The sequence below is a fragment of the Actinokineospora fastidiosa genome, assembly GCF_014648415.1.
Classification (GTDB): Bacteria; Actinomycetota; Actinomycetes; order Mycobacteriales; family Pseudonocardiaceae; genus Actinokineospora; species Actinokineospora fastidiosa.
In genome coordinates this window covers 490327-512040 of record NZ_BMRB01000002.1, presented here as the reverse complement: position 1 = coordinate 512040, position 21714 = coordinate 490327, and the positions used below count along the sequence as shown (strand labels likewise).

Below are 21714 nucleotides of genomic sequence, written 5' to 3'. Positions count from 1 at the left end.
GTGGGCGGGACCGGTTGGCTCGCGAGCTGACCACAGCCGGGCACGGCCCCGCTGACTGTCGTGTCCGAGTGTGGAACGGCGGACGTTGCCCGCACGGGTTGTGAAGCCAGAGACTGGCGGTGTCGGCCGCGCGCGGCCGCGGGGATCACCAGGGCACGAAGCCGCTGACCGTCGTTCCCTGTCCCGGTGTCGAGCGGACCTCGACAGTGCCGCCGACCGCCGCCGCTCGGGCGGAGAGGTTGTGGAGGCCTGCGTTCGGGGCGGTGGTGTCGAAGCCGGGGCCGGTGTCGGTCACGGTGAACGCCACGCCGCGGGGTTGTTCTCCGGCGGTGACGGTGATCCGGGCGCCGGGGGCGTGTTTGTGGGCGTTGTTGACAGCTTCCAGGCAGAGGAAGAACACCGTGGACTCGATCGACGGCGGATAGCGGTGGCGCAGACCGGCGACATCGAGGGTCACGTCGGCGTGACCGCTCAGCTCGTCCGACAGCGCGGCACCGAGGCCGTCGGTGACCAGGGCGACCGGGAGGACGCCCGAGGCGGTGTCGAGCAGCACCCGTTCCGCGGCGTCCAGACGGTCGAGCAAATCGGTGACCGGCGTGCCTTCGACGTGCGCGGCCAGGGCCAGCGACATCTGCAGGGCCACGAGGTGGTGTTGCGCGCCGTCGTGCAGGTCGCGCTCCAGCCCGCGGCGCTCGCGCTCCATCTCGGCAGCGGCGCGCCACCGGTCGTCGACCAGCCGCCGGGCCGCGGCGTCGCCGTCGCGGCGCAGCCGGTCGGTGTCGATGCCCGCGCGGATCGCCGCCACCACCGGGCCCAGCGCGCGGGCGACCTCGGCCAGCGACCCGACCGACACCGGGGTGATCACCACCACGCCCTGCGTTTCCCCGTCGTACTCGACCGGGAACTCCGCCCACGGACCCTCGGCGCGCCCCCACCCGTGCCGCTCCCCGGCGACCAGCAGCGCGCAGCCCGCCGCCCCCGCCGCCACGCCCACGACCTCGGCCAACTCGACAGCGGCGGGCATCCGCCCGGTCCGCACGATGTGCGCCGAGACCGCGTCCGCCACCCGCCGCTCCCGCCCTCGCACCTGACCGACCGTAGTCACTCGGCACGCCCAGCGCGATCAGCGGGGGCGGTTAGTCCACTGTGGACGGTGACCGGCGGGCGACGAGCAGCGCGACGTCGTCGCCCGCCGGGTTCGCGCCGAGCATTGTGGCCATCACCCGGGCGCAGACCCGTTCCGCCGGGTCGGCGGTGATCGCCGCCGCGAGCCTGCCCAGGCCCTCGTCGATGATGGCGTCGCGGCGCTCGACCAGGCCGTCGGTGTAGAAGGCGACCAGGGCGCCCGGCGGCAGGTCCACCCGGGTGGCGCGGCGGGCCGCGCCGGTCTCCGCCGGACCGATCGGCAGGTCCACCGGCAGGTCGAGCAGCCTCCCGGCCTCGCCGGGCACGGCGAGGACCGGCGGGAGGTGGCCTGCGAGCGAGACGGTCAGGTGCCGCTGGCTCTCGTCCACCACCGCGTAGCTGACCGTGGCCATGGCGCCGGTCTCGAAGTGGCAGACCTTGTAGTCCAGCCTGCGCAGCACCTCGGCCGGGTCGCCGTGGTCGAGTGCGTAGGCGCGCAGGGCGCTGCGCAGCCTGCCCATGATCACGGCAGCGCCGAGGCCGCGCCCGGTGACGTCGCCGATCACGATCCCCAGCCTGCCGCCGGGGAGGGGGAACACGTCGTACCAGTCGCCGCCGACGCCGGTGTGGGAGTCGGGGACGTAGCGGCTGGCGAACTCCAGCCCGCCGATGGCGGGCAGCCGGGACGGCAGCAGGCTGCGCTGCAGCGCCTCGGCCGCGCCCCGCTCGGCGGCCAGCCGGTCCATCCGCACGGCCAGGGCGAGCCGGTCGGCCACGATCTGCAGCAGCCGGACGTCGGCGGCGGTGAATTCGCGGTGGGCGACCGAGCCGATGTGCAGGACCCCGACGAGTTCGTCGCGGGCCAGCATCGGCACGCCGAGCAGGACGTGCAGGCCGCGTTCCCAGAGCAGGGGGTTCACCACGGTGGTCTGGTCCACCCTGGGCAGCACCACCGGCTTGCGCATCGCGGCGACCCGTCCCGCGAACCCCGAGCCGACCGGGACGATCACGCCCTGGACGACCTCCTCCTCCAGGCCCGCGGCCGCGGTCGCCGTCAGCCGGTCGCCCTCGTGGTCGAGCAGCAGGACGGTGGCCGTGTCGACGGAGAGCAGAGTCCGGACGCGTTCGAGGATCGTGTGCAGGAGCTTGTCGAGGTCCATGTGGCCGAGCGCGGCGTCGGAAATGGCCTCCAGCAGGAGTAGATGTTCCTCTGAGCTGGGATTTTCGGCCACCCGTGCAGCCTAGCGAACGACTCGGGCGAACGGGCTCACCCGGCTGCCGGAACGGGGTGGATCCGCAGGTCGCGGCGCGCGTCGACCACGGCGCGGTGAGGGGTGTCGCGGGGGAGGGGTACCGTCTGGGGCGGCGTTTGGGCGGGTTGTCCTCGGGTATCAGTGAGACGACAGGCAGGAGCGAGTAGTGCGTGGTCGAGGTGATCCGCGCGAGCCGGAACGCGTGTCGATCTGGGAGTTCAGCGCGCTCGCCGACCAGGTGGCCGAGGTGCGGCGGTGGGTCACCCGGGAACTCCCCGAGCTGGAGGGCACCCAGCTCCTTGGCGACATCCAGCTCGTGGTGACCGAACTGGTCGGCAACGCCTACGAGCACGCCGACCGGCCGTTCCGGCTGCGCCTGGTCCGCCCCGGGGCCCACTCCGTCCGCGTCGAGGTGGACGACCCCTCGCCCGACCCGCCCGCCCTCGGCCGCTCCCGCTTCGGCGACATCCGCGGCCGCGGCCTCATCATCGTCGACGCGCTGGCCGTGACCTGGGGCGTCGAGCCCGGGTCGTCGGGCAAGACCGTCTGGGCCACCTTCCGCACCGACGCGGCGTCCTGACCCCGCCTGCCTGACCGGATCGTTCCGGGGTGCGGCCCGGTCGTGCCTGTCGGACCGCGGGAGCGGCCGACAGGCTTGCCGCATGACCGAAGCGCTGATCGTGATCGACGTCCAGGAGTCCTTCCGCGTGCGGGAGAGCTGGGCGGACATCTCCGACCCCGACATCGCCACCCCCGTGGGCACGCTGGTCGACCACGCCAGGGCGCGCGGCGACCTGGTCGTGTGGGTGCTGCACAGCGAGCCCGGCACCGGCGGCGCGTTCGACCCGGTGAACGGGCACGTGCGGCTCATCGACGGGCTCGTCCCCGCAGCAGGCGAGCCCACGCTGACCAAGACCGCGCACAACGCGTTCACCACCACTGACCTGCAGCGGATGCTCACCGTCCGGGGCGTGCGCGGGCTGCGGGTCTGCGGCATCCGCACCGAGCAGTGCTGCGAAACCACCGCGCGGGTCGCGTCGGACCTGGGGTACGACGTCACCTTCGTCACCGACGCGACCGCGACCAGCCCGATCACCCACTGGCGGACGGGGGCCGTGCTGTCCACCCCGGAGATCATCGAGCGGACCGAGTACGCGCTCGCCGGGCGCTTCGCGACCGTGGCCACGGTCGCGGAGGTCACCGGGCTACGCTGACCGGATCGTGAGGAGAGTCGTCTTCGTGCTGGTGCCCGGCGTGCACCTGCTCGACCTGGCCGGTCCCGCGCAGGTGTTCTCCGGCGCGCGGGACATCGGCCTGCCGTACGAGCTGGCGTACGTCGCCGACGCCGCCGAGGTGCCCAGCGCCCAGGGGAGCGCCCTGCGCGCCGAGACGGACCTGCCGGTGCTGACCGCCGACGACCTGATCGTGGTGCCGGGCTGGCGCGCGCCCCGGCTGGCGGGCACCGGCCCGCTGAGCCCGGCCCTGCTCGACTGGCTGCGCGCCCATCCCGGCGCGGTGGCCAGCGTCTGCGCGGGCGCGGACGCCCTCGGCCGCGCGGGCCTGCTCGACGGGCGGCGCTGCACCACCCACCACGACCTGCAGGACGAACTGGCCCGGCGGTACCCGGCGGCGACGGTCGTGCGGGACGTGCTCTACGTCACGGACGGCCCGGTCGTCACCTCGGCAGGGATCGCCAGCGGCATCGACCTGGCCCTGCACCTGGTGGCGACCCGGCACGGCCCCGCGACGGCGGCGCGCATCGCCCGGTCCATGGTCGTCTACGCCCGCCGCAACGGCGGCGACCAGCAGGCCAGCGCGCTGCTGCGCCACCGGTCGCACGTCGACGACACCGTCCACCGGCTCCAGGACGTCATCGAGTCGCGGTTCCACGAGCGGCTGACCCTGGCCGACCTGGCGGGCGTCGCCGCGTGCAGCGAGCGCACGGTCACCCGGATGTTCACCCGGGCGACCGGCCTCACCCCGCTGCGCTACCAGCAGATCCTCCGCGTCGAGCGCGCGGAGCACCTGATCGGCCACGGCTCGACGGTCGAGAGCGCCGCCCGTGCCGTCGGCTTCGAGGACGGCCGCATGCTCCGCCGCCTCCGCGCCGCCGTATCCAGCCCGCCTCGGTGAGGTCGCGCCGCGTCGGGTGGATCACTCCCGCAGCCCGATCGCCTCGACCGGGCGGGTGCGCAGGGCCAGCCGGGTCGGGATGGTCAGGGCGAGGAGGCCGAGCAGGGCCGTGAAGCCCACGATGCCCAGGTACACCCACGGGGAGCCGGTGGGCAGCGGGTCGCCCATGAGCCCGATGCCCAGCAGCGCCAGCGGGACCGCCGGGAGCAGCGTGCCCACGCCGACCGCGATGGCGACCACCAGCAGCGCCTCGGCCCGCATCGCCCGCAGCACCTGCCGCCGGGTCGCGCCGATCAGGCGGAGCAGGGCGAACTCGCGGCGGCGCTGCGCCGTGCCGAGGACGAGCGTGTTGGCCACCGAGATCGCGATGTAGCCGAGGATGACGCCGACCGCCATCAGGTTGACCCAGAACTGCATGGAGCGGTCGCCGCCGTCTGGGGCGGTCAACGCCGAGCGGTCGCCGACGGTGAGGCCGGGGAACCGGTCGGCCAGGGCGGCCAGCGCGCGGGCCGTCGCCGGGCGGTCGGCGTCGGGGGACAGGCGCACCAGCACGGCGGTGTCGGTCCGGGCGGCGGTGTGCGCGCGGGCGAGGTCGACGGGCAGGACGTGGTCGCCGAAGGCCATGCCGCGCTCGAACGTCGCCACCAGCCGCAACCGCGCCACCGTGCCGTCGTCCAGGTGCAGTTCGACCTCGTCGCCGATGGTCCTGCCGGACGCGGTCTCGTCGTCGAGCGCGACGGTCTCGCCGCGCAGGTCGTCCAGCGAGCCCGACACCACGCCGAGGTCCAGGGTGCCGGGCACGTCGTCGACGCCCAGCGCGGGCGCGCGCTCGACCCGGACGTCCTCGCCGAAGGTGGAGGTGACGACGACGTTGGTCCGCACCACGGCGGTCGCGCCGTCGACGCCCGGGACACCGCGGGCCGCGGCCGCGACCTCGGGGGACAGCCCGCCGGGCGCGGAGAGCACGTGGTCGGCGGTCGTCGCGGCCGCCAGCTCGGCGCGGGTCGCGGCCTCGACGGCCGTCTGGCTGTGGAAGTTCACCACGGCGAAGGCGATCGACAGCATGAGCGGGGTCAGCGCCGAGGACAGGCGTCGGGCGTTGGCGCGGCCGGTGTGCGCGGCGAGATAGCCGCCCACGCCCAGCCGCTCCAGCGGCGCCGACGCCAGCCGCACCAGCGGCCGCACCGCGCGCGGGCCCAGCAGCGCCGTCCCGATCACCGCGACCAGCACCGACATCGAGGTCATGGCGACGGCCGCCGGGCCGCGGGTGAACAGCGGCACCAGCGCCAGCGCCGCGCCGCCCGCGAGGAACGCCGTCCCGGCGACCACCCGCCACCGGCCCAGCTCGCGCGGCTCGGTCGCCGCCTCGGCGAGCGCCTCCGTCGGCGGGATGCGCGCGGGCCTGCGCGCCGAGACCCACGCGGCCAGCCGCGCGGCCCCGACCCCGAGCAGGAACGCCGCGACCAGCGGCGCCGGGCCCACGGCGAGCGCGAGGTCGTCGGGGATCACCCCGATCGCGGCGAAGCCGTCGCGCAGCCACCCGGCGACCAGCACGCCCGCCGCGGCGCCGAGCCCGGCCGCCATCGTGGCCACCACGGTCGTCTCCCTGCCGATCAGCCGGACGATCTGCCTCGGCGTGGCCGCGATCGCGCGCAGCAGCGCCAGCTCACGCCGCCGCTGGTCGATCGCCAGCGCGAGCGTCCCGGCCACCACGAAGACCGCCACCAGCAGCGCGATGCCCGCGAACGACCCGGCGATCGCCAGCAGCAGGACCCGCGACCGGCCGACCTCGGCGAACTCGACGCCGCCCCGGTCGCCGCCCACGGCGACGGTGACCGCCTCGCCCGCCAGCGCCCGCTCCACCCGCTCGGCGACCTCGCCGGCGTCCACGCCGTCGCCGACGAACACCCCGAACGCGTGCACCCGCCCCGGGGTGCCGGACAGCGACTCCGCCAGCGGGGACGTGAAGTAGAGCCCGGACTGCTTGGCCAGCGCCCCGCCCGCGACCCCGACGACCCGGTACTCCACCGGGGTCGACGTGGTCATCACCGGCAGCGCGTCGCCCACCGACACCCCGGCGCGGGCCGCCAGGCCCGCATCCACCACGACCTCGCCCGCCGCCGAGGGCGCGCGCCCTTCGCGGACCGTCATCGGGGTGAGGACCGCCGCGTCCCAGTTGTGTCCCAACGCCTCCACCACGCCGCCGTCAGCGGTGACCGCGCGCGCCGGGAACGACGTCTCGCCGACCACCCGCGCCACGCCCGGCACCGCCGCGATCCGCTCGGCCAGCTCCACCGGGACGGCGGGCGGCGACCCGAGCTGCTGCGCCTCCAGGAAGTCCGCGCCCTCCGGCTGGACGACCTGTTGACCCCCCACCACCACGGGCACGGCGGCATAGCGCTCGGTCGGCACCCCGGACCGGATGCCGGACTCCATCAGCACGCCACAGGCGGCCACGACCGCCGTGCCGAGCAGGATCGCGATGAACGCGCCGGCGAACGCGACCTTGCGCGCCTTCACCATCTCCCACGCCAGCGACCGCACGGCTCACCACTCCCCGAGGCGGGTCAGGCGCTCCACCACGAGCGCGGGCGTCGGCGCGGCGAGTTCCCCCGCCAGCCGCCCGTCGGCGAGGAACAGCACGCTGTGCGCGTACGACGCCGCGACGGGGTCGTGGGTGACCATCAGCACGGTCTGGCCCGTGGTGTCCACCAGGTCGCGCAGGAGAGCGAGGACCTGCTGCCCGGTCCGGGTGTCCAGGGCGCCGGTCGGCTCGTCGGCCATCAGCAGCTCCGGCCGGGTGACCAGCGCCCTGGCGATCGCCACCCGCTGCTGCTGGCCGCCGGAGAGCTCGGCGGGCCGGTGGTCGAGGCGGTCGGCGATGCCGACCCGGGCCGCGACCTCCCGCAGCCACCGCTCGTCCGGGCTCGTGCCCGCGAACCGCGAGGGCAGGGTGATGTTCTGCCGCACGGTCAGCGACGGCAGCAGGTTGTAGGCCTGGAACACGAAGCCGATCCGCCGCCTGCGCAGCTCGGTGAGCGCGTTCTCCGACAACCCGGCGAGGTCGGTGTCGCCGAGCAGCACCCGCCCCGCCGTCGGCCGGTCCAGCCCGGCCGCGCAGTGCAGGAACGTGCTCTTGCCCGAGCCCGACGGTCCCATCACCGCCGTGAACCCGCCCCGCCTGATCCCCACCGACACGCCGTCCAGCGCCGTGACCGCGGTCGCGCCGGACCCGTAGACCTTGCGCACCGCCTCCAGGCGCACGGCGTGCGCCGCCCCCACCGAGACCGTCCCTGCCGTCATCAGTTTCCCCTCCCGAGGTGTTCGCGGTGACGCTATGTGCGCGCGGGCCCGCTGATCGATCCCGCAGGTGGGGGTGCGGTGGTAGTGCCAGCACTACCGACCCCCGGTGGGTCGTCGGGAAGAATCGAGGCCATGACCCGCCTCGCTCCCCTGTGGACCGCCGCGCGCTATCTGCTCGTCGGGGCGGGGACGGCGGCAGCGGCGGTGTTCGCGCTCATCGCGGTGGTCTTCGTGGGCGTCCTGTCCCTGGTCGGCGTCGGGCTGCCCGCGGTGCCCGAGGCGCTGCGGCTGGTGCGGCGGGTGGCAGGCGTCGAGCGGCGGCGGGCGGGCGCGCTGCTCGGCGAACCGATCCCCGAGGCGTACCGGGTGCTGGACGGGCCGCTGCCGCGCCAGCTCGCGACCGCGGCCACCGACCCGGCGACGCGCCGCGACATCGCCTGGCTGGCGCTGCACTTCCCGGCGGGGCTCCTCCTGGCGGCCCTCGCGGTCGGGCTGCCGACCGCGGCGGTGAACCAGGTGCTCATCCCGGCCTACTGGTGGCTGGTCCCCGGCGGCGTGGGCACCTCGTTCGGGCTGGTCGTCGACGCCTGGTGGAAGACGCCGATCGCGGTGGTCTTCGGCGTCGTGCTCGGCGTGCTGACCCTGCGCCTGCCGTGGCTGGCGGGCCTGCAGGCGCGGATGGCGCGGTGGCTGCTCGCCCCCGCGCCCGGCGTGCGGCTCAGCGACCGCGTGGCCGAGCTGACCGCCTCGCGCGCGGGCGCGCTGGAGGCGCACGGCGCCGAACTGCGCCGGATCGAACGCGACCTGCACGACGGCGCCCAGGCGCGGATCGCCGCGGTGGTCATGCAGCTGGGCATCGCCGACCAGCTGCGCTCGCGCGATCCGGACGGCGCGTTCGAGCTGGTGCGCAAGGCGCAGGACACCGCGGTCGACGCGCTGGCCGAACTGCGCGACGTCGTGCGCAGCATCTACCCGCCGGTGCTCTCCGACCGCGGGCTGGACGGCGCCATCGCCGCGCTCGCGGCGCGCTGCCCGGTGCCGTGCGCGCTGGAGGTCGCGCCGATCGGCCGCCGCCCCGCCGCGATCGAGGCCGCCGCCTACTTCATCGTCGCCGAGGCGCTGACGAACGTCACCAAGCACTCGGCCGCCACCCGGGCCGCCGTGCGCGTCGAGGCGACGGACCGGGCGCTGGTGATCGTCGTGCGCGACGACGGCCGGGGCGGGGCGGACGCGGCCAGGGGCACCGGTATCGTCGGCATCCAGCGCCGGGCCGACGCCTTCGACGGCCGCGCCGAGGTGAGCAGCCCACCGGGCGGCCCGACCGTCCTGCGAGTGGAGCTGCCGTGCGCGTCGTGATCGCCGAGGACGACGTCCTGCTGCGCGAAGGCCTCGTCCTGCTGCTGCGCACCGCGGGCATGGACGTCGTGGCCGCAGTCGACAACACCACCGAGTTCGACGCGGTGATCGCCGACGACCGGCCCGACGCCGTGGTGATGGACGTGCGGCTGCCGCCGTCCTTCCGGGACGAGGGCCTGCGCGCCGCAGTGGCCGCGCGCAAGCTCCATCCCGGCCTGCCCGTGCTCGTGCTCTCGGCGTACGTGGAGAACAGCTACGCTGCCGAACTGCTGGCCGACGGCGTCGGCGGGGTCGGCTACCTGCTCAAGGAACGCGTCGGCCGGGTCGACGACTTCCTCGACGCGCTGCACCGCGTCGCCGACGGCGGCACCGCGATGGACCCGGAGGTCATCTCGCAGCTGCTGGTGTCCCGCCGCGCCGACGACCCGCTGAGCACCCTCACCGCCCGCGAACGCGAAGTGCTCGCGCTGATGGCCGAGGGCCGCGACAACGGCGCGATCGCCAGGACCCTCGTCGTCAGCGAGGGCGCGGTGCACAAGCACATCCGCAACATCTTCGCCAAGCTCGGCCTGAACGACGAGGGCGGCCACCGCCGCGTCCTCGCCGTCCTCGCCTACCTCAACGCCTGACGCCGAGCCGCCAGCACGATCAGCACGCTCGGCACGACCCCGACGAAGAACGGCGACGGCACCAGGAGCACGCCGCCGAGCGTCCACCACGCGAGCAGTCCCCAGCCCACCCACGCGGGCACCGCGACCCCGCGCCCGGCGAGGTGCCACATCAGACACCCCAGCACGATCATGGGCGCCGCGAAGCTGCCCGCCCCCGCCCAGAACGCGACCGCGTCGGACCCCGCCGACTCGGCGAGGGGGACCGCCGCCCACAGCCCCTGCTCGACCCACCGCGCGATGGCGTCCCACGACAGCGCCGTGAGGATCACCAGGTGTCCCGCGCCCAGGACGACCATGATGGCGCCCGCCCACCGCAGCATCACGCGCCCACCGCCGCGCGCTCGCGCCAGGCGCGTTCCCACTGGCGCGTCAGCGCCGGATGGACGACCAGGTGCCGGAACGGCGCGATCGCGGCCGTGCAGAGCCGACCGAAGCGGCCGTTGGGCTTGACCAGGACGGCCATCCGCAGCTCGTGATCGCCGTCGTCACCCTGCGCCCAGCCCAGGAGCGCCCCCAGGCGCCATCGGGTCTGCATCAGCAGCCGGGCCAACGGCGGTTCGCCCCCGGCGGTCCGCGAGACGGCGACCCGCGTCGCGCAGCCCGTCCGCGCCCAACCCGACCAGGTCGACCAGCTCGACATGCGTCCCCCAGTTCTATGTTGACCAACATAGAAACTATCGCACAGCTAGTGAGTGGCTGGATAGCCAGGGATAGGCTTGCCGATCGTGACCACTTCACGGGCGACGCGACGGGCGGAGACCACGCAGGAGAGCCGCAGGCTGCTGGTGACCGCCGCGGCCGAGCTGTTCGCCGAGCGGGGCTACCGCCTGACGACGTTCGAGGACATCGCCGCCAGGTCGGGGGTGAGCCGCGGCTCCATCCCGTGGCACTTCGGCAACAAGGAGGGCCTGCTGGCCGCGGTCATCGACCACGTCATGGCGTCGATCCGGGCGGACGCGCGCAGGCTGGAGTCCGGCACGTTCGACGACCTGCTGCACGGGATCGTGGAGCTGACCCGCGGTCCGACGACCAAGCTGTTCATCACCCTGATGGCCGAGGCGGCCGAGCCCGACTCGCCCCTGCGCAAGTGGTACGGCGACGTGCACACCGCGCTGCGCGCGCTGGTCCGCTCCTGGATCGAGCGGTCCGACCTCGCCGACGGCGTCGACGCCGACGCGCTCAGCGCGATCGTGGTCGGCGCGACCATGGGCATCCACCAGCAGTGGCGCATCGCCCCGGACGCCGTCGACCTCGACCGCGTCTACGCCACGCTCGGCGTGCTGCTGCGGTCGGTCGGACTCGGTGAGCCGGGCTAGATGACCCCGAGCGCGAGCATCGCGTCGGCGACCTGGATGAACCCGGCGATATTCGCGCCCGCCTGGTAGTTGCCCGGCGTGCCGTAGGTGTCGGCAGCGTCGAGGCAGCGGTCGTGGATGCCGCGCATGATGTCGGCCAGCCTGCGCTCGGTGTGCTCGAAGCTCCAGGAGTCCCGGGACGCGTTCTGCTGCATCTCCAGCGCGCTGGTGGCCACCCCGCCCGCGTTGGCCGCCTTGCCCGGGGCGAAGAGCACGCCCGCCTCGGCGAACAGGCGCACGGCGTCGGGCGTGCAGGGCATGTTGGCGCCCTCGGCGACGATGGCGCAGCCGTTGCCGATCAGCGTCGCCGCGTCGCGGCCGTTGAGCTCGTTCTGCGTGGCGCAGGGCAGCGCGATGTCGCACGCGACGTCCCACACCGACCCGCTCTCCACGTGCTCGGCGTGCGGCCGGGCCTCGACGTAGGCCGACAGGCGCGCCCTGCGGGTCTCCTTGACGTGCTTGAGCACGTCGAGGTCGATGCCCTTGAGGTCGACGACGTAGCCATTGGAGTCCGAGCAGGCCACCACGGTGCCGCCCAGCTGCTGGACCTTCTCCACCGCGTAGATGGCGACGTTGCCCGAGCCGGACACGACGACCTTCTTGCCGTCGAAGGAGTCGCCGCGGGTCTTGAGCATCTCGTCGACGAAGAACACCGTGCCGTAGCCGGTCGCCTCGGTGCGCACCTGCGACCCGCCCCAGGTGATGCCCTTGCCGGTGAGAACGCCGGACTCGTAGCGGTTCGTGATCCGCTTGTACTGGCCGAACAGGTAGCCGATCTCCCGGCCGCCCACGCCGATGTCGCCGGCGGGCACGTCGGTGTACTCGCCGATGTGCCGGTACAGCTCGGTCATGAAGGCCTGGCAGAAGCGCATGACCTCGCCGTCGGAGCGGCCCTTGGGGGAGAAGTCCGACCCGCCCTTGCCGCCGCCGATCGGCATGCCGGTCAGCGAGTTCTTGAAGATCTGCTCGAAGCCGAGGAACTTGACGATGCCCAGGTAGACCGACGGGTGGAAGCGCAGCCCGCCCTTGTACGGGCCCAGCGCGGAGTTGAACTCCACCCGGAAGCCCCGGTTGATCTGCACGGCGCCGGAGTCGTCCACCCACGGCACCCGGAAGATGATCTGCCGCTCCGGCTCGCACAGCCTGCTGATCACCGCGGCCTCGGCGTACTGCGGGTGCTTGGCGAGCACCGGGCCCAGCGTGTCGAGGACCTCGTGCACCGCCTGGTGGAACTCGGTCTCGCCGGGGTTGCGGCGCAGCACCTCGTCGTAGATCTCACCCAGCTTCACGTCAAGGATCGGCACGCCAACGCTCCCGGTCTTCCCGTCGTCGTCCTCTGGTGGGACGACCAGCCTCAATTCGTACCAGTCCGCCTCGCGCGGGCCACTTCCCGGCCGCGTGCTCGTGGTGAGTGTCACAAGGCGGGCAAAGGCCGCGCACGCTGCGGCGCTCACAGCGTTCACGGTCCGCGCGCGGCCGGTGGTGAACGGCGCGTCCTTGAACCCCGGGTGCGACGCGGTTGAGATTGCCGCACCCCCGCCGTCTGCACGTGGCGGCCGGTCGACGATCTTTGGCTGGAAGGACCCTGCATTGGCTCACTCATCGCGGCGGCGTGGCAGAGCGGCGGCCCTGCTCGCGCTGACCTCATTAGGCGTAGGGGTCTTGGCCCCGGGCAGTTCGGCGTCCGAGCCCGAGCCCGCGCTCGCGTCCTCGCCGAACGGCATCTACCTGGTGGAACTGGCCGACGAGCCGGTGATCGAGTACGACGGCGGCGTGGCGGGCATCCCGGCCACCGCGCCTGCGCCCGGCGACAAGGTGGACCGGGACGACCCCGACGTGCGGCGCTACGTCGCCCACCTCGACCAGCGCAGGGCGCGGGTCCTCGACACCGTGGACGGCGCGGAGAAGGTCTACGACTACAACTACACCAACGCCGGGTTCGCGGCGCGCATGTCGCCGCAGCAGGCCGCGAAGCTGGCCGCCACGCCCGGCGTGAAGCTGGTCGTCCCGGACGGCAAGAGCAAGCTGGACACGGTGTCCACGCCCGACTTCCTCGGCCTCACCGGCCGCCGCGGCGCGTGGAACCGCCTCGGCGGCGACGAGCGCGCGGGCGACGGCGTGATCATCGGCGTGATCGACTCCGGGTTCGTGCCGGAGAACCCGAGCTTCGGCGCGATCCGCACCAGCCGGGCCTCGGACCGGGCGATCGCCGCGCGCTGGAAGGGCGTGTGCGACCCGGGCGTCGAGGAGCCCAAGGTCACCTGCAACAACAAGGTGATCGGCGCGCGCTACTTCAACCAGGGCGTCGGCGACCTGCCGATCCCGGGCGAGTACACCTCCCCGCGCGACCACGGCGGCCACGGCAGCCACACCGCGAGCACCGCGGCGGGCAAGTTCGGCGTGCCGGTGTCCATCGAGGGCAACGACCTCGGCACGGCCAGCGGCGTGGCCCCCGCCGCCCGGCTGGCGATCTACAAGACCTGCTGGATCATCACCGAGGACGGCGACGACACCTGCATCAACAGCGACTCGGTGAAGGCGATCGACACCGCCATCGCCGACGGTGTCGACGTCCTCAACTACTCGATCTCCGGCGCGTCGGCCTACGGCGACCTCGTCACCCTGGCGTTCTACCGGGCCGCCAAGGCGGGCGTCTTCGTGGCCGCGTCCGCGGGCAACGACGGTCCCACCGCGCGGACGGTGTCGAAGAACATGCCGTGGATGACCTCGGTCGCCGCGGGCACGCACCCGCGCCAGTACGAGGCGGCCGTCACCACCGGCGACGGCAAGTCCTACACCGGCGCGGGCGCGGGCAAGGCCGTCCCGTCCGCCCCGCTGCTGCTGTCCACCGCGGCGGGCCTTCCCGGCGCGGACGCCGACCAGGTGCGGCTGTGCTACGAGGGCACGCTCGACCCGGCCAAGGTGGCGGGCAAGGTCGTGCTCTGCGACCGCGGCGTGATCGACCGCGTCGCCAAGAGCCGGGCGGTCAAGCAGGCGGGCGGCGTCGGCGTGGTCCTGGCCAACGTGTCGCCGGGCTCGCTCAACGCCGACTTCCACGTCCTGCCCACGGTGCACGTCGACGAGGTCGCGGGCGCGGCCATCAAGGCCTACGCCGCGGGCGCCGCGCCGACCGCGGCGCTGGCCGCGGGCGCGCGGGTGGAAGGCGCGCGGGCGCCCGCCATCGCCGGGTTCTCCTCGCGCGGCCCGGCCGTCACCGCGGGCGGGGACTTCCTCAAGCCGGACATCCTCGGCCCCGGCGTCGACGTGCTCGCCGCGGTGACCCCGGAGCGGCACGGCGGACGGAACTGGGACCTGATGTCGGGGACCTCGATGTCCTCGCCGCACATCGCAGGCCTGGCCGCGCTGCTGATCCAGCGGCACCCGGACTGGTCGCCCATGGCGGTCAAGTCGGCGCTGATGACCTCGGCGAAGACCACCGACAACCAGGGCAAGCCCATCGCCACGGAGACGGGGGCGAACGCGACGCCGTTCGACTACGGCTCCGGCCACGTGTCCATCGGCGACGCGCTCGACACCGACCTGGTCTACGACAGCGGCGCGGCCCAGTGGGACCGGCTGCTCTGCGGGGCGGACGTCACCCCGCCGGGCGGCACCTGCGACGGCGTGACCGGCATCGACCCGAGCGAGGTCAACCTGGCCTCGATCGCCATCGGCGAACTGGCGGGCAAGCAGACCGTCACCCGCACGCTGACCAACACCGGCAGGCACGCGCACGTGCTGCGGCCGAGGTTCTCCGGCCTGGCCGGGGTCTCGGCGACGGTCTCGCCGCGCCTGCTGGTCATCCCGCCGGGGCAGTCCCGGTCGTTCAAGGTCACCTTCACCCGCACGACCGCCCAGCTGGGGTCGTACGTGTTCGGCGACCTGACCTGGACGCCCCAGCGCGGCGAGGCCGTGCGCAGCGTGATCGCGGTCAAGCCGGTGCTCGCCGCCGTGCCCGCCGAGGTGCACGGCACGGGCTCGGCGGGCAGCGCCGAGGTCACCGCGACGCCGGGCTTCAGCGGCACGCTGACCGCCTCCGTCGTCGGCCTGACCAGGGCGGGCGAGAACCGCGCCGAGCTGAAGAACCCGACCAGCGCGAACTTCGACCAGGAGAACCCGACCGCGAGCGACCACACGGCCAAGTTCACCGTGACGGTCCCGGCCGGGACGACCTACGCGCGGTGGGCGACGTTCGACTCCGACGTGGCCGAGGGCACCGACCTCGACCTGTTCGTCTACGAGGCGGGCACGACGACGCTGGTCGGCGGCAGCGCGAGCGGCACGTCGCAGGAGTGGGTCTGGGTCGAGAACCCCGAGCCCAAGTCCTACGACGTGTACGTCGACCTCTACGCGGGCCCGGCGCAGGAGGTGAAGCTGTTCAGCTTCCTGCTCGGCTCCGAGGCGGCGGGCAACCTCACCGCCACCCCGGCGACGCAGCCGGTGACGATCGCCACCCCGGTGAAGGTCACCGCCGCCTGGGACGACCTGGCCCCGGGCGGGCGCTGGCTCGGCCGCCTGCTGTACGGCGACGGCACGGCCACGGCGGCGTCCACCCTGGTCTGGGTGAACTCCTGACCGAACCCCGGGTGGGCTGATCCATGGCGGATCAGCCCACCCGGGTCTGTCCGAGACGGAAAAGATCAGCCGCTCCGGGCGTGTACTTCCGGCCCCCGAGCCCTCATTCACAGTGAAACGTGAACGCGGCGGGCCGGAGGTGGTGGCATGGTCGACAGTGCGGTGCGGGGCGGGCCGGAGCTGGCCGAAGCGCTGCGGAACGGGCCGTTCCACCGGGCGCTGCGGGTGGCGATCTCCGAGCGCGGCCTCCCGCTGGCTCGGCTGTGCGCCCACCTCGAACGCCGCGGCCTGCGGGTCGGCGGCTCGACGATCAGCTACTGGCAGCGCGGCCTGCGCGTGCCGGACGGCCCGCAGTCCGCGGCGGTCGTCCACGCCCTCGAGGAGATCCTCAACGTGCCCGAGCACGCGCTGGTCGGCCTGATCCGGCCCCGACGCCGCCCGCTGGGCGACGTCGGCGGCGCGCCCCGGCGCTGGGCCGAGCTGTCCGGCCAGTGGAGCTCGGCCGCCGACCTGCTGGGCGAGCTGGACGTGCCGGAGTCGCGGTGCAACGCCGACCTCGAGGTACTGGCCGCGCACCACAGCATGGAGGTCGGCCCGGACCGGGTCATGCGCGCGAGCACGACGCGGGTCGTGCTGCGGGCCCGCCGGGACGGCCCGGACCGCTACTTCACCGTCTACCGCGGCGACCCCGGCTGCGACATCGGCGCTGTCGAGGTCCGCGAGGGCGAGGGCTGCCGCCGCGGCCGCGTCCGCAGGCACGAGCCGAGCGGGTCGATGGTGGCGGAGCTGCCGTTCGACCGACACCTGGCGGCCGGGGAGGTCCACGTCCTCAGCTACACGGTCGTGGACGGCACCGGCGGCCCGGTCGACGGCTACCACCAGCTGGCCCGAGTCCGCGGCGGCTCGCTGCTGGTGCAGTTCCACTTCGACCCGGCCATGCGCCCGGTCCGCTGCCTGCAGGACTCCCGGCCCAGCGCGCACGAGCCCTGCTCGTCGGCCACCGAGCTGTTCTGCAGCCACGACACCGTCAGCGCCTACTTCCCGACCACGCCGCCCGGCGTCCACGGCATCACGGTGGAGTGGGACTGACCCTGCGTCGCCCTCGATGTTTGAACGCGCCCGGGACGGGGTAGGTGCGGCGGGGATCCGAGGGAGAGGTGTCGCGGTGGACCAGGACGAGCTGTTCGCGGGACGGTATCGCCTCGGCGAGGTCCTCGGCTCCGGTGGCGCCGCCCGCGTCTACCGCGCGTGGGACACCCGGCTGGCGAGACCGGTGGCGGTGAAGACCTTCCGCAGAACGCCGGACGAGGTCGACATCCTGCGGTTCGACAACGAGGTCCGCACGATGGCGGCGTTGTCGCATCCGGCGCTGGTCGAGGTGTACGACACGGGGGTGGCCGGGCGGCCGTACGTCGTGCTGCAGCTGATCGAGGGCCGCACTCTGCGTGATCGCATCGCCGAGGGGCCCCTGCCCGTCGCCGAGATCCGGCGCTTGGGCGTCCGGCTGGCGGAGGCGCTGGCGTACGTGCACTCGGAGGGGGTGATCCACCGGGATGTGAAGCCGTCGAACATCCTGCTGGACGCCGACGGCCTGCCGTACCTCGCCGACTTCGGGGTGGCGCGGCTGACGGGGGCGGAGCGGATCACCGCGTCCAACCAGATGGTGGGCACGGCGGCGTACCTGGCCCCGGAACAGGTCCGGGGGACCGAGGTCGACAGCCGCGCGGACATCTACGCCCTGGGCCTGGTGCTGCTGGAGTGCCACACCGGCGTGCCGGAGTACCAGGGCACCGACGTGGAGAGCGCCGTCGCCCGCCTGCACCGGCCGCCGGTCGTCCCGCAGGACCTCCCGACCGACCTGGTCCACCTGCTGGCCAGGATGACCGCCCTCAGCCCCCACCGCCGCCCGAGCGCCCAGGAGTGCGCGTCGGTCCTGGCGGCGGAGTCGGCCACCGCCGAGACTCGCCCGGCCCTCGACATCCTCCCGTGGACCGACGACCCGCCGCCCCCGCCACCCCTGCGCCGCCACGCGCTCCTGGGCGCAGGCACCCTCCTCGCCGCGGCGGGCATCGCGACACTGATGCTCACCGCCCCGGTCCATTCCGTCGGACCGACCACGGCCGTCCCCCCTCCCACGATCATCACCCCACCGCGTGCGGAGGCCACGGCGCCCCCGACGACGACGTCAACCGCCGCCCCTGTGGACCACGCGGATGAGGACGAGGGGACGGCGGCGGTGGTCGTCACGGGGAAAGAGAAGGGGAAGGGAAAGGGCGGGAAGGGCAAGGCCGTGGACAAGCCGACCGGCCCCAAGGGCAAGGGCGCCAACAAGGGCCGCGGGTAACAACGCGGCCAGTGGCAGTGGCGCGCTGTGGCCAGTGCGGAAGGTCGACCGCCTCTCAGCCCATGCTGATCCGCCACTGCACATTCCGACCGCCAGCATCGATTCGTCCCTGCATCGCGAGCGCGAACGCGGCGAACGCCGCCTTCGCACCGCGCTTCTGTAGGCGACTGCGCCTGCCATGTGGCCCCTTCACCGCCGTGCGGCGGACGATTCCGCGTGGCCGAAACCTGTAGGCGACTGCGCCTGCCACGCAGCCCCTCCACCCCAGCGGGGCCACCGCAACCGGTACGCGTCGTCCCTCTGCCCCCGCCAGCGAGGCGCTCCTAGTCCTGCCGGGACTGCCGCTCCGAAATGGCCGTTCCCGCTTCGCCGCTGCTGCATGACCGCCTTCCCCGCCCGCAGGTCCTTGATCCGCAGGCCGACCGGCGCTCCCTGCGGAATCCCTACACTGGGTGGTCGGTAGGAGGCGTGATGACGCGTGTGGAAGAGGCGCCTGGGCGGACGCGGCGGCGGGTGTCGTTCGGTCTCGTGGTGCTGGTTGTGGTGGCGCTGCTGTTCGGCGTCCCGTGGTGGTTGTTGGTGGTCGGCGGTCAGGCGTGGTCGGGGTGGGTGGTCGCGGGTGGCACCGTGGTCTTCCTGGCCGGTGCAATCGCCATGCCCTGGGGGTTGGTCGTCGGGCATGGGCGGGGGTGGGATGGGGGTGCGAAGGTGGGCGACACGCTGTTGGGGGCGGCGTGGATCGTCTTCACCTGCGCCGTGATCGGGGCGCTCGTGGAAGTCGGGTTGGCAGTCGCGGGGATGGCTGACCCGCTGCGCTCGCGGGTGGTGGCGGTGGGCACGGTCGGGGTGGCCGTGATCGCCTTGGCCCACGCCTACTACGAGGCGATGCGGGTGCCTCGGGTGCGGGCCACCGAGGTGCCGCTGGGGCGGCTCGGGCCGGGGTTGGACGGGTTGCGGGTCGTCGTGCTCGCCGACACGCACTTCGGGCCCATCGACCGGACCCAGTGGTCACGGCGGACCATGGCCGCGGTCGCCGCCCTGAAGCCCGACATCCTGGTGCACGCGGGCGACATCGCCGACGGGCCAGTGGAGCGCAGGCGCGCGCAGTCCGAGCACATGGGACCGCTCAAGGCCGAGTACGCCAAGGTGTACGTCACCGGCAACCACGAGTACTACAGCGGCGCCCCGTCCTGGGTCGAGCACATGGCCGAGCTGGGGTGGACCCACCTGCACAACACCCACACCGTCGTCGAGCGCGACGGCGACCGCCTCATCGTCGCCGGCGTGGACGACCGGACCGCGCGGCACGCGGGAATCGACGGGCACGGGGAGGACCTGGCCGCCGCGCTGCTCGGGGCCGATCCCGACCTGCCGGTGTTCCTGGTGGCGCACCAGCCCAAGCAGGTCGCCGACGCCGTCGCCCACGGGGTGGACCTGCAGGTCTCCGGGCACACCCACGGCGGCCAGATCTGGCCGTTCCACCTGCTGGTCCGGCTCGACCAGCCGCACCTGCAGGGCTTGGCCAGGGCGGGCGGGCGGACCTGGATCTACACCAGCCGCGGCGCCGGGTTCTGGGGCCCGCCGTTCCGGCTGCTGGCGCCCAGCGAGATCACCGTCCTCACGCTGAGGTCAGCGGTTAACACCTCCGCGTAATCGGCGATACGACCGTAAACGAACGGGAGGCCACGCCGATGATCCGCACAGCCGCCATCTGCACGATCACGACCGCCGCACTGACCGGTGTCACGCCGACGGCGCAGGCCGCCGTCGCCCAGACCTGCCTCGTCAACGAGGTGGTGACCTTCAGCGAACCGGTGACGAACACCCCGAAGACGGTCTCGGTCACCGTCAACGGGCAGCTGTTCAACTGCACCGACCCCACCGCCAGGACCGGCTCCTACACCGAGACCGCCACGCTGCCGGACTACACCTGCACGCAGCTCTTCTACCAGGGCAGCGGCGCCCGCGTGTTCACCTGGACCGACCCGGCCGTCGCGCCGAGCACGTACTCCTACAACCGCACGTCCAGCCGGGTCGGGGCGAACATCGTCATCCTGCTGCTCGGCTCGATCACCGCGGGCGGGTTCGACGCCGAACCGGCCAAGATGCAGCTCACCGCGGTCAACCCCAACCCGATCCGCTGCGCGACCACCGGCGTCTCCCAGCTGACGCTCGTCGGCGCGCTCACCGTCGGCCTGTGACGGTCAGGTCCACCGCCGCCGCAGCCAGAGGCTCACGGAGACCAGGCCGACCAGGACCGGGACCTCGATCAGCGGCCCGACCACGCCCGCGAGGGCCTGGCCGGAGGTGACCCCGAAGACGCCGACCGCGACCGCGATCGCCAGCTCGAAGTTGTTGCCCGCAGCGGTGAACGCGAGCGTGGTCGTGCGCTCGTAGGACAGTCCCGACGCCTTGCCCAGCAGGTACCCGCCGGTCCACATGACGGCGAAGTAGACCAGCAGGGGCAGGGCGATGCGGGCGACGTCGAGCGGCCGGGAGGTGATCTGCCCGCCCTGCAGGGCGAACAGGATCACGATGGTGAACAGCAGCCCGTAGAGCGCGACGGGGCCGATCCTGGGCAGGAACCGGGACTCGTACCAGTCGCGCCCTCGGGCGCGTTCGCCCATCCGGCGGCTGAGGTAGCCCGCGACCAGGGGGACGCCCAGGAAGATGACCACGGACAGGGCGATCTCCCACGGCGAGAAGTCGATGCTGGTGGTGTCCAGGCCGAGCCAGCCGGGGAGCAGGTCGAGGTAGAACCAGCCGAGGACGCCGAACATCAGCACCTGGAAGACCGAGTTCAGCGCGACCAGCACGGCCGCGGCCTCGCGGTCGCCGCAGGCGAGGTCGTTCCAGATGATGACCATGGCGATGCAGCGCGCCAGCCCGACGATGATCAGCCCGGTGCGGTACTCGGGCAGGTCGGCCAGGAACAGCCAGGCCAGGGCGAACATCAGCGCCGGGCCGAGCACCCAGTTGAGGAGCAGGGAGAGGCCGAGGGTGCGGCGGTCGCCGGTGACGGTGCCGAGCCGGTCGTAGCGCACCTTGGCCAGCACCGGGTACATCATCAGCAGCAGGCCCAGCGCGATCGGCAGCGAGACCCCGGCGACCTTCACCGCGTCCAGCGCGCCCGCGAGGCCGGGGACGAGCCGCCCCAGGGCCAGACCGGCCAGCATCGCGACGCCGATCCAGACCGGCAGGAACCGGTCCAGGAACGACAGCCCGCGCAGGACATCGGGCCGGTCGGTGGTGGGCGCGGTCAACAGGGCCTCCGGGGCTGGTCGGCGGCGCGCGCCTTGTCGGCGAGCGCCGTCAGGTGCGCGGCAGCCCGGTGCAGGGCGTCGGGCACGAGTCGGTAATAGGTGAAGCGACCGCACGGCTCGGCCTCGACGATCCCGGCCTCGCGCAGCTGCCTGAGGTGGTTGGAGACGTTGGTCTGCCGGGCCCCGGTCTCCTCGACCAGGTGGCAGGTGCATAAGGCCTCCTCCGCCAGCAACTCCACGATCCGGGCCCGCAGCGGGTCGGCCAGCACGCGCAGCACGTCAGCGTTCATCAGTGCGGGATGATATCAGGACACAATGATGTATCCAGTCTTGACC

At 73.6% G+C, this 21714-nt stretch carries 20 protein-coding genes; 11 read left to right on the top strand and 9 right to left on the bottom strand.

The genetic code is table 11. The features are described 5' to 3' along the window. Positions 1-145 precede the first annotated feature (145 nt). Positions 146-1087 carry a sensor histidine kinase gene (locus IEY98_RS12280; RefSeq protein ID WP_189210557.1) on the bottom strand — a complete coding sequence of 314 codons (942 nt, stop codon included), beginning with the start codon at positions 1085-1087 and terminating at the stop codon, positions 146-148. 49 nt (positions 1088-1136) lie between these two features. After that, entirely contained in the window at positions 1137-2357 is a 1221-nt protein-coding gene (locus IEY98_RS12275) for a PP2C family protein-serine/threonine phosphatase (protein ID WP_229786845.1), read from the bottom strand. A 187-nt stretch (positions 2358-2544) separates the two neighbouring features. On the opposite strand from IEY98_RS12275, the gene IEY98_RS12270 reads away from it, so the two are divergent. From IEY98_RS12270 to IEY98_RS12260, 3 genes are all read left to right on the top strand, one after another. Beyond that, positions 2545-2958, top strand: a complete 414-nt coding sequence (locus IEY98_RS12270; RefSeq protein ID WP_189210556.1) for an ATP-binding protein — start codon at positions 2545-2547, stop codon at positions 2956-2958. Positions 2959-3040: 82 nt separating this feature from the next. Further along, positions 3041-3592: a cysteine hydrolase family protein gene (locus IEY98_RS12265; RefSeq protein ID WP_189210555.1), complete on the top strand. Its 552-nt coding sequence runs from the start codon at positions 3041-3043 to the stop codon at positions 3590-3592. A gap of 7 nt (positions 3593-3599) precedes the next feature. Beyond that, entirely contained in the window at positions 3600-4511 is a 912-nt protein-coding gene (locus IEY98_RS12260; protein ID WP_189210554.1) for a GlxA family transcriptional regulator, read from the top strand. A gap of 21 nt (positions 4512-4532) precedes the next feature. Here the strand turns inward: IEY98_RS12260 and IEY98_RS12255 are convergent, their stop codons facing one another. Together IEY98_RS12255 and IEY98_RS12250 are read right to left on the bottom strand one after the other, a co-directional pair. Beyond that, complete coding sequence (locus tag IEY98_RS12255; RefSeq protein ID WP_189210553.1) at positions 4533-7055, bottom strand: ABC transporter permease; 2523 nt, start codon at positions 7053-7055, stop codon at positions 4533-4535. A 3-nt stretch (positions 7056-7058) separates the two neighbouring features. After that, positions 7059-7814, bottom strand: a complete 756-nt coding sequence (locus tag IEY98_RS12250) for an ABC transporter ATP-binding protein (protein ID WP_189210552.1) — start codon at positions 7812-7814, stop codon at positions 7059-7061. A 132-nt stretch (positions 7815-7946) separates the two neighbouring features. Here IEY98_RS12250 and IEY98_RS12245 point away from each other — a divergent pair, with 132 nt between their 5' ends. Further along, positions 7947-9170, top strand: a complete 1224-nt coding sequence (locus IEY98_RS12245) for a sensor histidine kinase (protein WP_189210551.1) — start codon at positions 7947-7949, stop codon at positions 9168-9170. Next, entirely contained in the window at positions 9158-9799 is a 642-nt protein-coding gene (locus tag IEY98_RS12240) for a response regulator (protein ID WP_189210550.1), read from the top strand. Before IEY98_RS12245 ends, IEY98_RS12240 begins: the two co-directional genes overlap by 13 nt. Here IEY98_RS12240 and IEY98_RS12235 read toward each other — a convergent pair. Further along, positions 9784-10161 (bottom strand): DUF6463 family protein, encoded by a 378-nt coding sequence (locus tag IEY98_RS12235; RefSeq protein ID WP_189211746.1) that lies wholly within the window; start codon positions 10159-10161, stop codon positions 9784-9786. The genes IEY98_RS12240 and IEY98_RS12235 overlap by 16 nt on opposite strands. Next, positions 10161-10481 carry a DUF2867 domain-containing protein gene (locus IEY98_RS12230; RefSeq protein WP_189210549.1) on the bottom strand — a complete coding sequence of 107 codons (321 nt, stop codon included), beginning with the start codon at positions 10479-10481 and terminating at the stop codon, positions 10161-10163. The genes IEY98_RS12235 and IEY98_RS12230 overlap by 1 nt, the downstream gene beginning before the upstream one ends. Positions 10482-10566: 85 nt before the next feature. Here IEY98_RS12230 and IEY98_RS12225 point away from each other — a divergent pair, with 85 nt between their 5' ends. Then, a complete protein-coding gene (locus IEY98_RS12225; RefSeq protein WP_189210548.1) occupies positions 10567-11157 on the top strand; it encodes a TetR family transcriptional regulator in 591 nt (196 codons plus the stop codon). Here the strand turns inward: IEY98_RS12225 and gdhA are convergent. Beyond that, positions 11154-12494 carry an NADP-specific glutamate dehydrogenase gene (gene gdhA / locus IEY98_RS12220; protein WP_373292410.1) on the bottom strand — a complete coding sequence of 447 codons (1341 nt, stop codon included), beginning with the start codon at positions 12492-12494 and terminating at the stop codon, positions 11154-11156. The two genes, IEY98_RS12225 and gdhA, sit on opposite strands and share 4 nt — an antisense overlap. Positions 12495-12858: 364 nt before the next feature. Between gdhA and IEY98_RS33280 the strand changes: the two genes are divergently transcribed. From IEY98_RS33280 to IEY98_RS12195, 5 genes are all read left to right on the top strand, one after another. Then, complete coding sequence (locus tag IEY98_RS33280; protein ID WP_308425879.1) at positions 12859-15771, top strand: S8 family peptidase; 2913 nt, start codon at positions 12859-12861, stop codon at positions 15769-15771. 147 nt (positions 15772-15918) lie between these two features. After that, the gene (locus tag IEY98_RS12210; RefSeq protein ID WP_189210546.1) at positions 15919-16860 is read left to right on the top strand and encodes a hypothetical protein; all 942 of its coding nucleotides are present in this window, start codon (positions 15919-15921) and stop codon (positions 16858-16860) included. A 76-nt stretch (positions 16861-16936) separates the two neighbouring features. Then, positions 16937-18115 (top strand): serine/threonine-protein kinase, encoded by a 1179-nt coding sequence (locus IEY98_RS12205; protein ID WP_229786844.1) that lies wholly within the window; start codon positions 16937-16939, stop codon positions 18113-18115. 471 nt (positions 18116-18586) lie between these two features. Further along, a complete protein-coding gene (locus tag IEY98_RS12200; protein WP_189210545.1) occupies positions 18587-19768 on the top strand; it encodes a metallophosphoesterase in 1182 nt (393 codons plus the stop codon). A gap of 38 nt (positions 19769-19806) precedes the next feature. Further along, the gene (locus tag IEY98_RS12195) at positions 19807-20316 is read left to right on the top strand and encodes a hypothetical protein (protein WP_189210544.1); all 510 of its coding nucleotides are present in this window, start codon (positions 19807-19809) and stop codon (positions 20314-20316) included. Positions 20317-20319: 3 nt separating this feature from the next. Here the strand turns inward: IEY98_RS12195 and arsB are convergent, their stop codons facing one another. Further along, positions 20320-21378 (bottom strand): ACR3 family arsenite efflux transporter, encoded by a 1059-nt coding sequence (gene arsB, locus IEY98_RS12190; protein WP_373292376.1) that lies wholly within the window; start codon positions 21376-21378, stop codon positions 20320-20322. Beyond that, positions 21375-21668, bottom strand: coding sequence for an ArsR/SmtB family transcription factor (locus IEY98_RS12185; protein ID WP_189210543.1), 294 nt, complete (start codon positions 21666-21668; stop codon positions 21375-21377). The genes arsB and IEY98_RS12185 overlap by 4 nt, the downstream gene beginning before the upstream one ends. Positions 21669-21714 lie beyond the last annotated feature (46 nt).

Excerpts from the sequence above, each read along its gene's own strand:
- IEY98_RS12265 (WP_189210555.1), top strand. The coding sequence starts at position 3,041 with ATGACCGAAGCGCTGATCGTGATCGACGTCCAGGAGTCCTTCCGCGTG.
- IEY98_RS12250 (WP_189210552.1), bottom strand. The coding sequence starts at position 7,814 with ATGACGGCAGGGACGGTCTCGGTGGGGGCGGCGCACGCCGTGCGCCTG.
- IEY98_RS12245 (WP_189210551.1), top strand. The coding sequence starts at position 7,947 with ATGACCCGCCTCGCTCCCCTGTGGACCGCCGCGCGCTATCTGCTCGTC.
- IEY98_RS12235 (WP_189211746.1), bottom strand. The coding sequence starts at position 10,161 with ATGCTGCGGTGGGCGGGCGCCATCATGGTCGTCCTGGGCGCGGGACAC.
- IEY98_RS12230 (WP_189210549.1), bottom strand. The coding sequence starts at position 10,481 with ATGTCGAGCTGGTCGACCTGGTCGGGTTGGGCGCGGACGGGCTGCGCG.
- IEY98_RS12210 (WP_189210546.1), top strand. The coding sequence starts at position 15,919 with ATGGTCGACAGTGCGGTGCGGGGCGGGCCGGAGCTGGCCGAAGCGCTG.
- IEY98_RS12200 (WP_189210545.1), top strand. The coding sequence starts at position 18,587 with ATGACGCGTGTGGAAGAGGCGCCTGGGCGGACGCGGCGGCGGGTGTCG.
- IEY98_RS12195 (WP_189210544.1), top strand. The coding sequence starts at position 19,807 with ATGATCCGCACAGCCGCCATCTGCACGATCACGACCGCCGCACTGACC.
- IEY98_RS12185 (WP_189210543.1), bottom strand. The coding sequence starts at position 21,668 with ATGAACGCTGACGTGCTGCGCGTGCTGGCCGACCCGCTGCGGGCCCGG.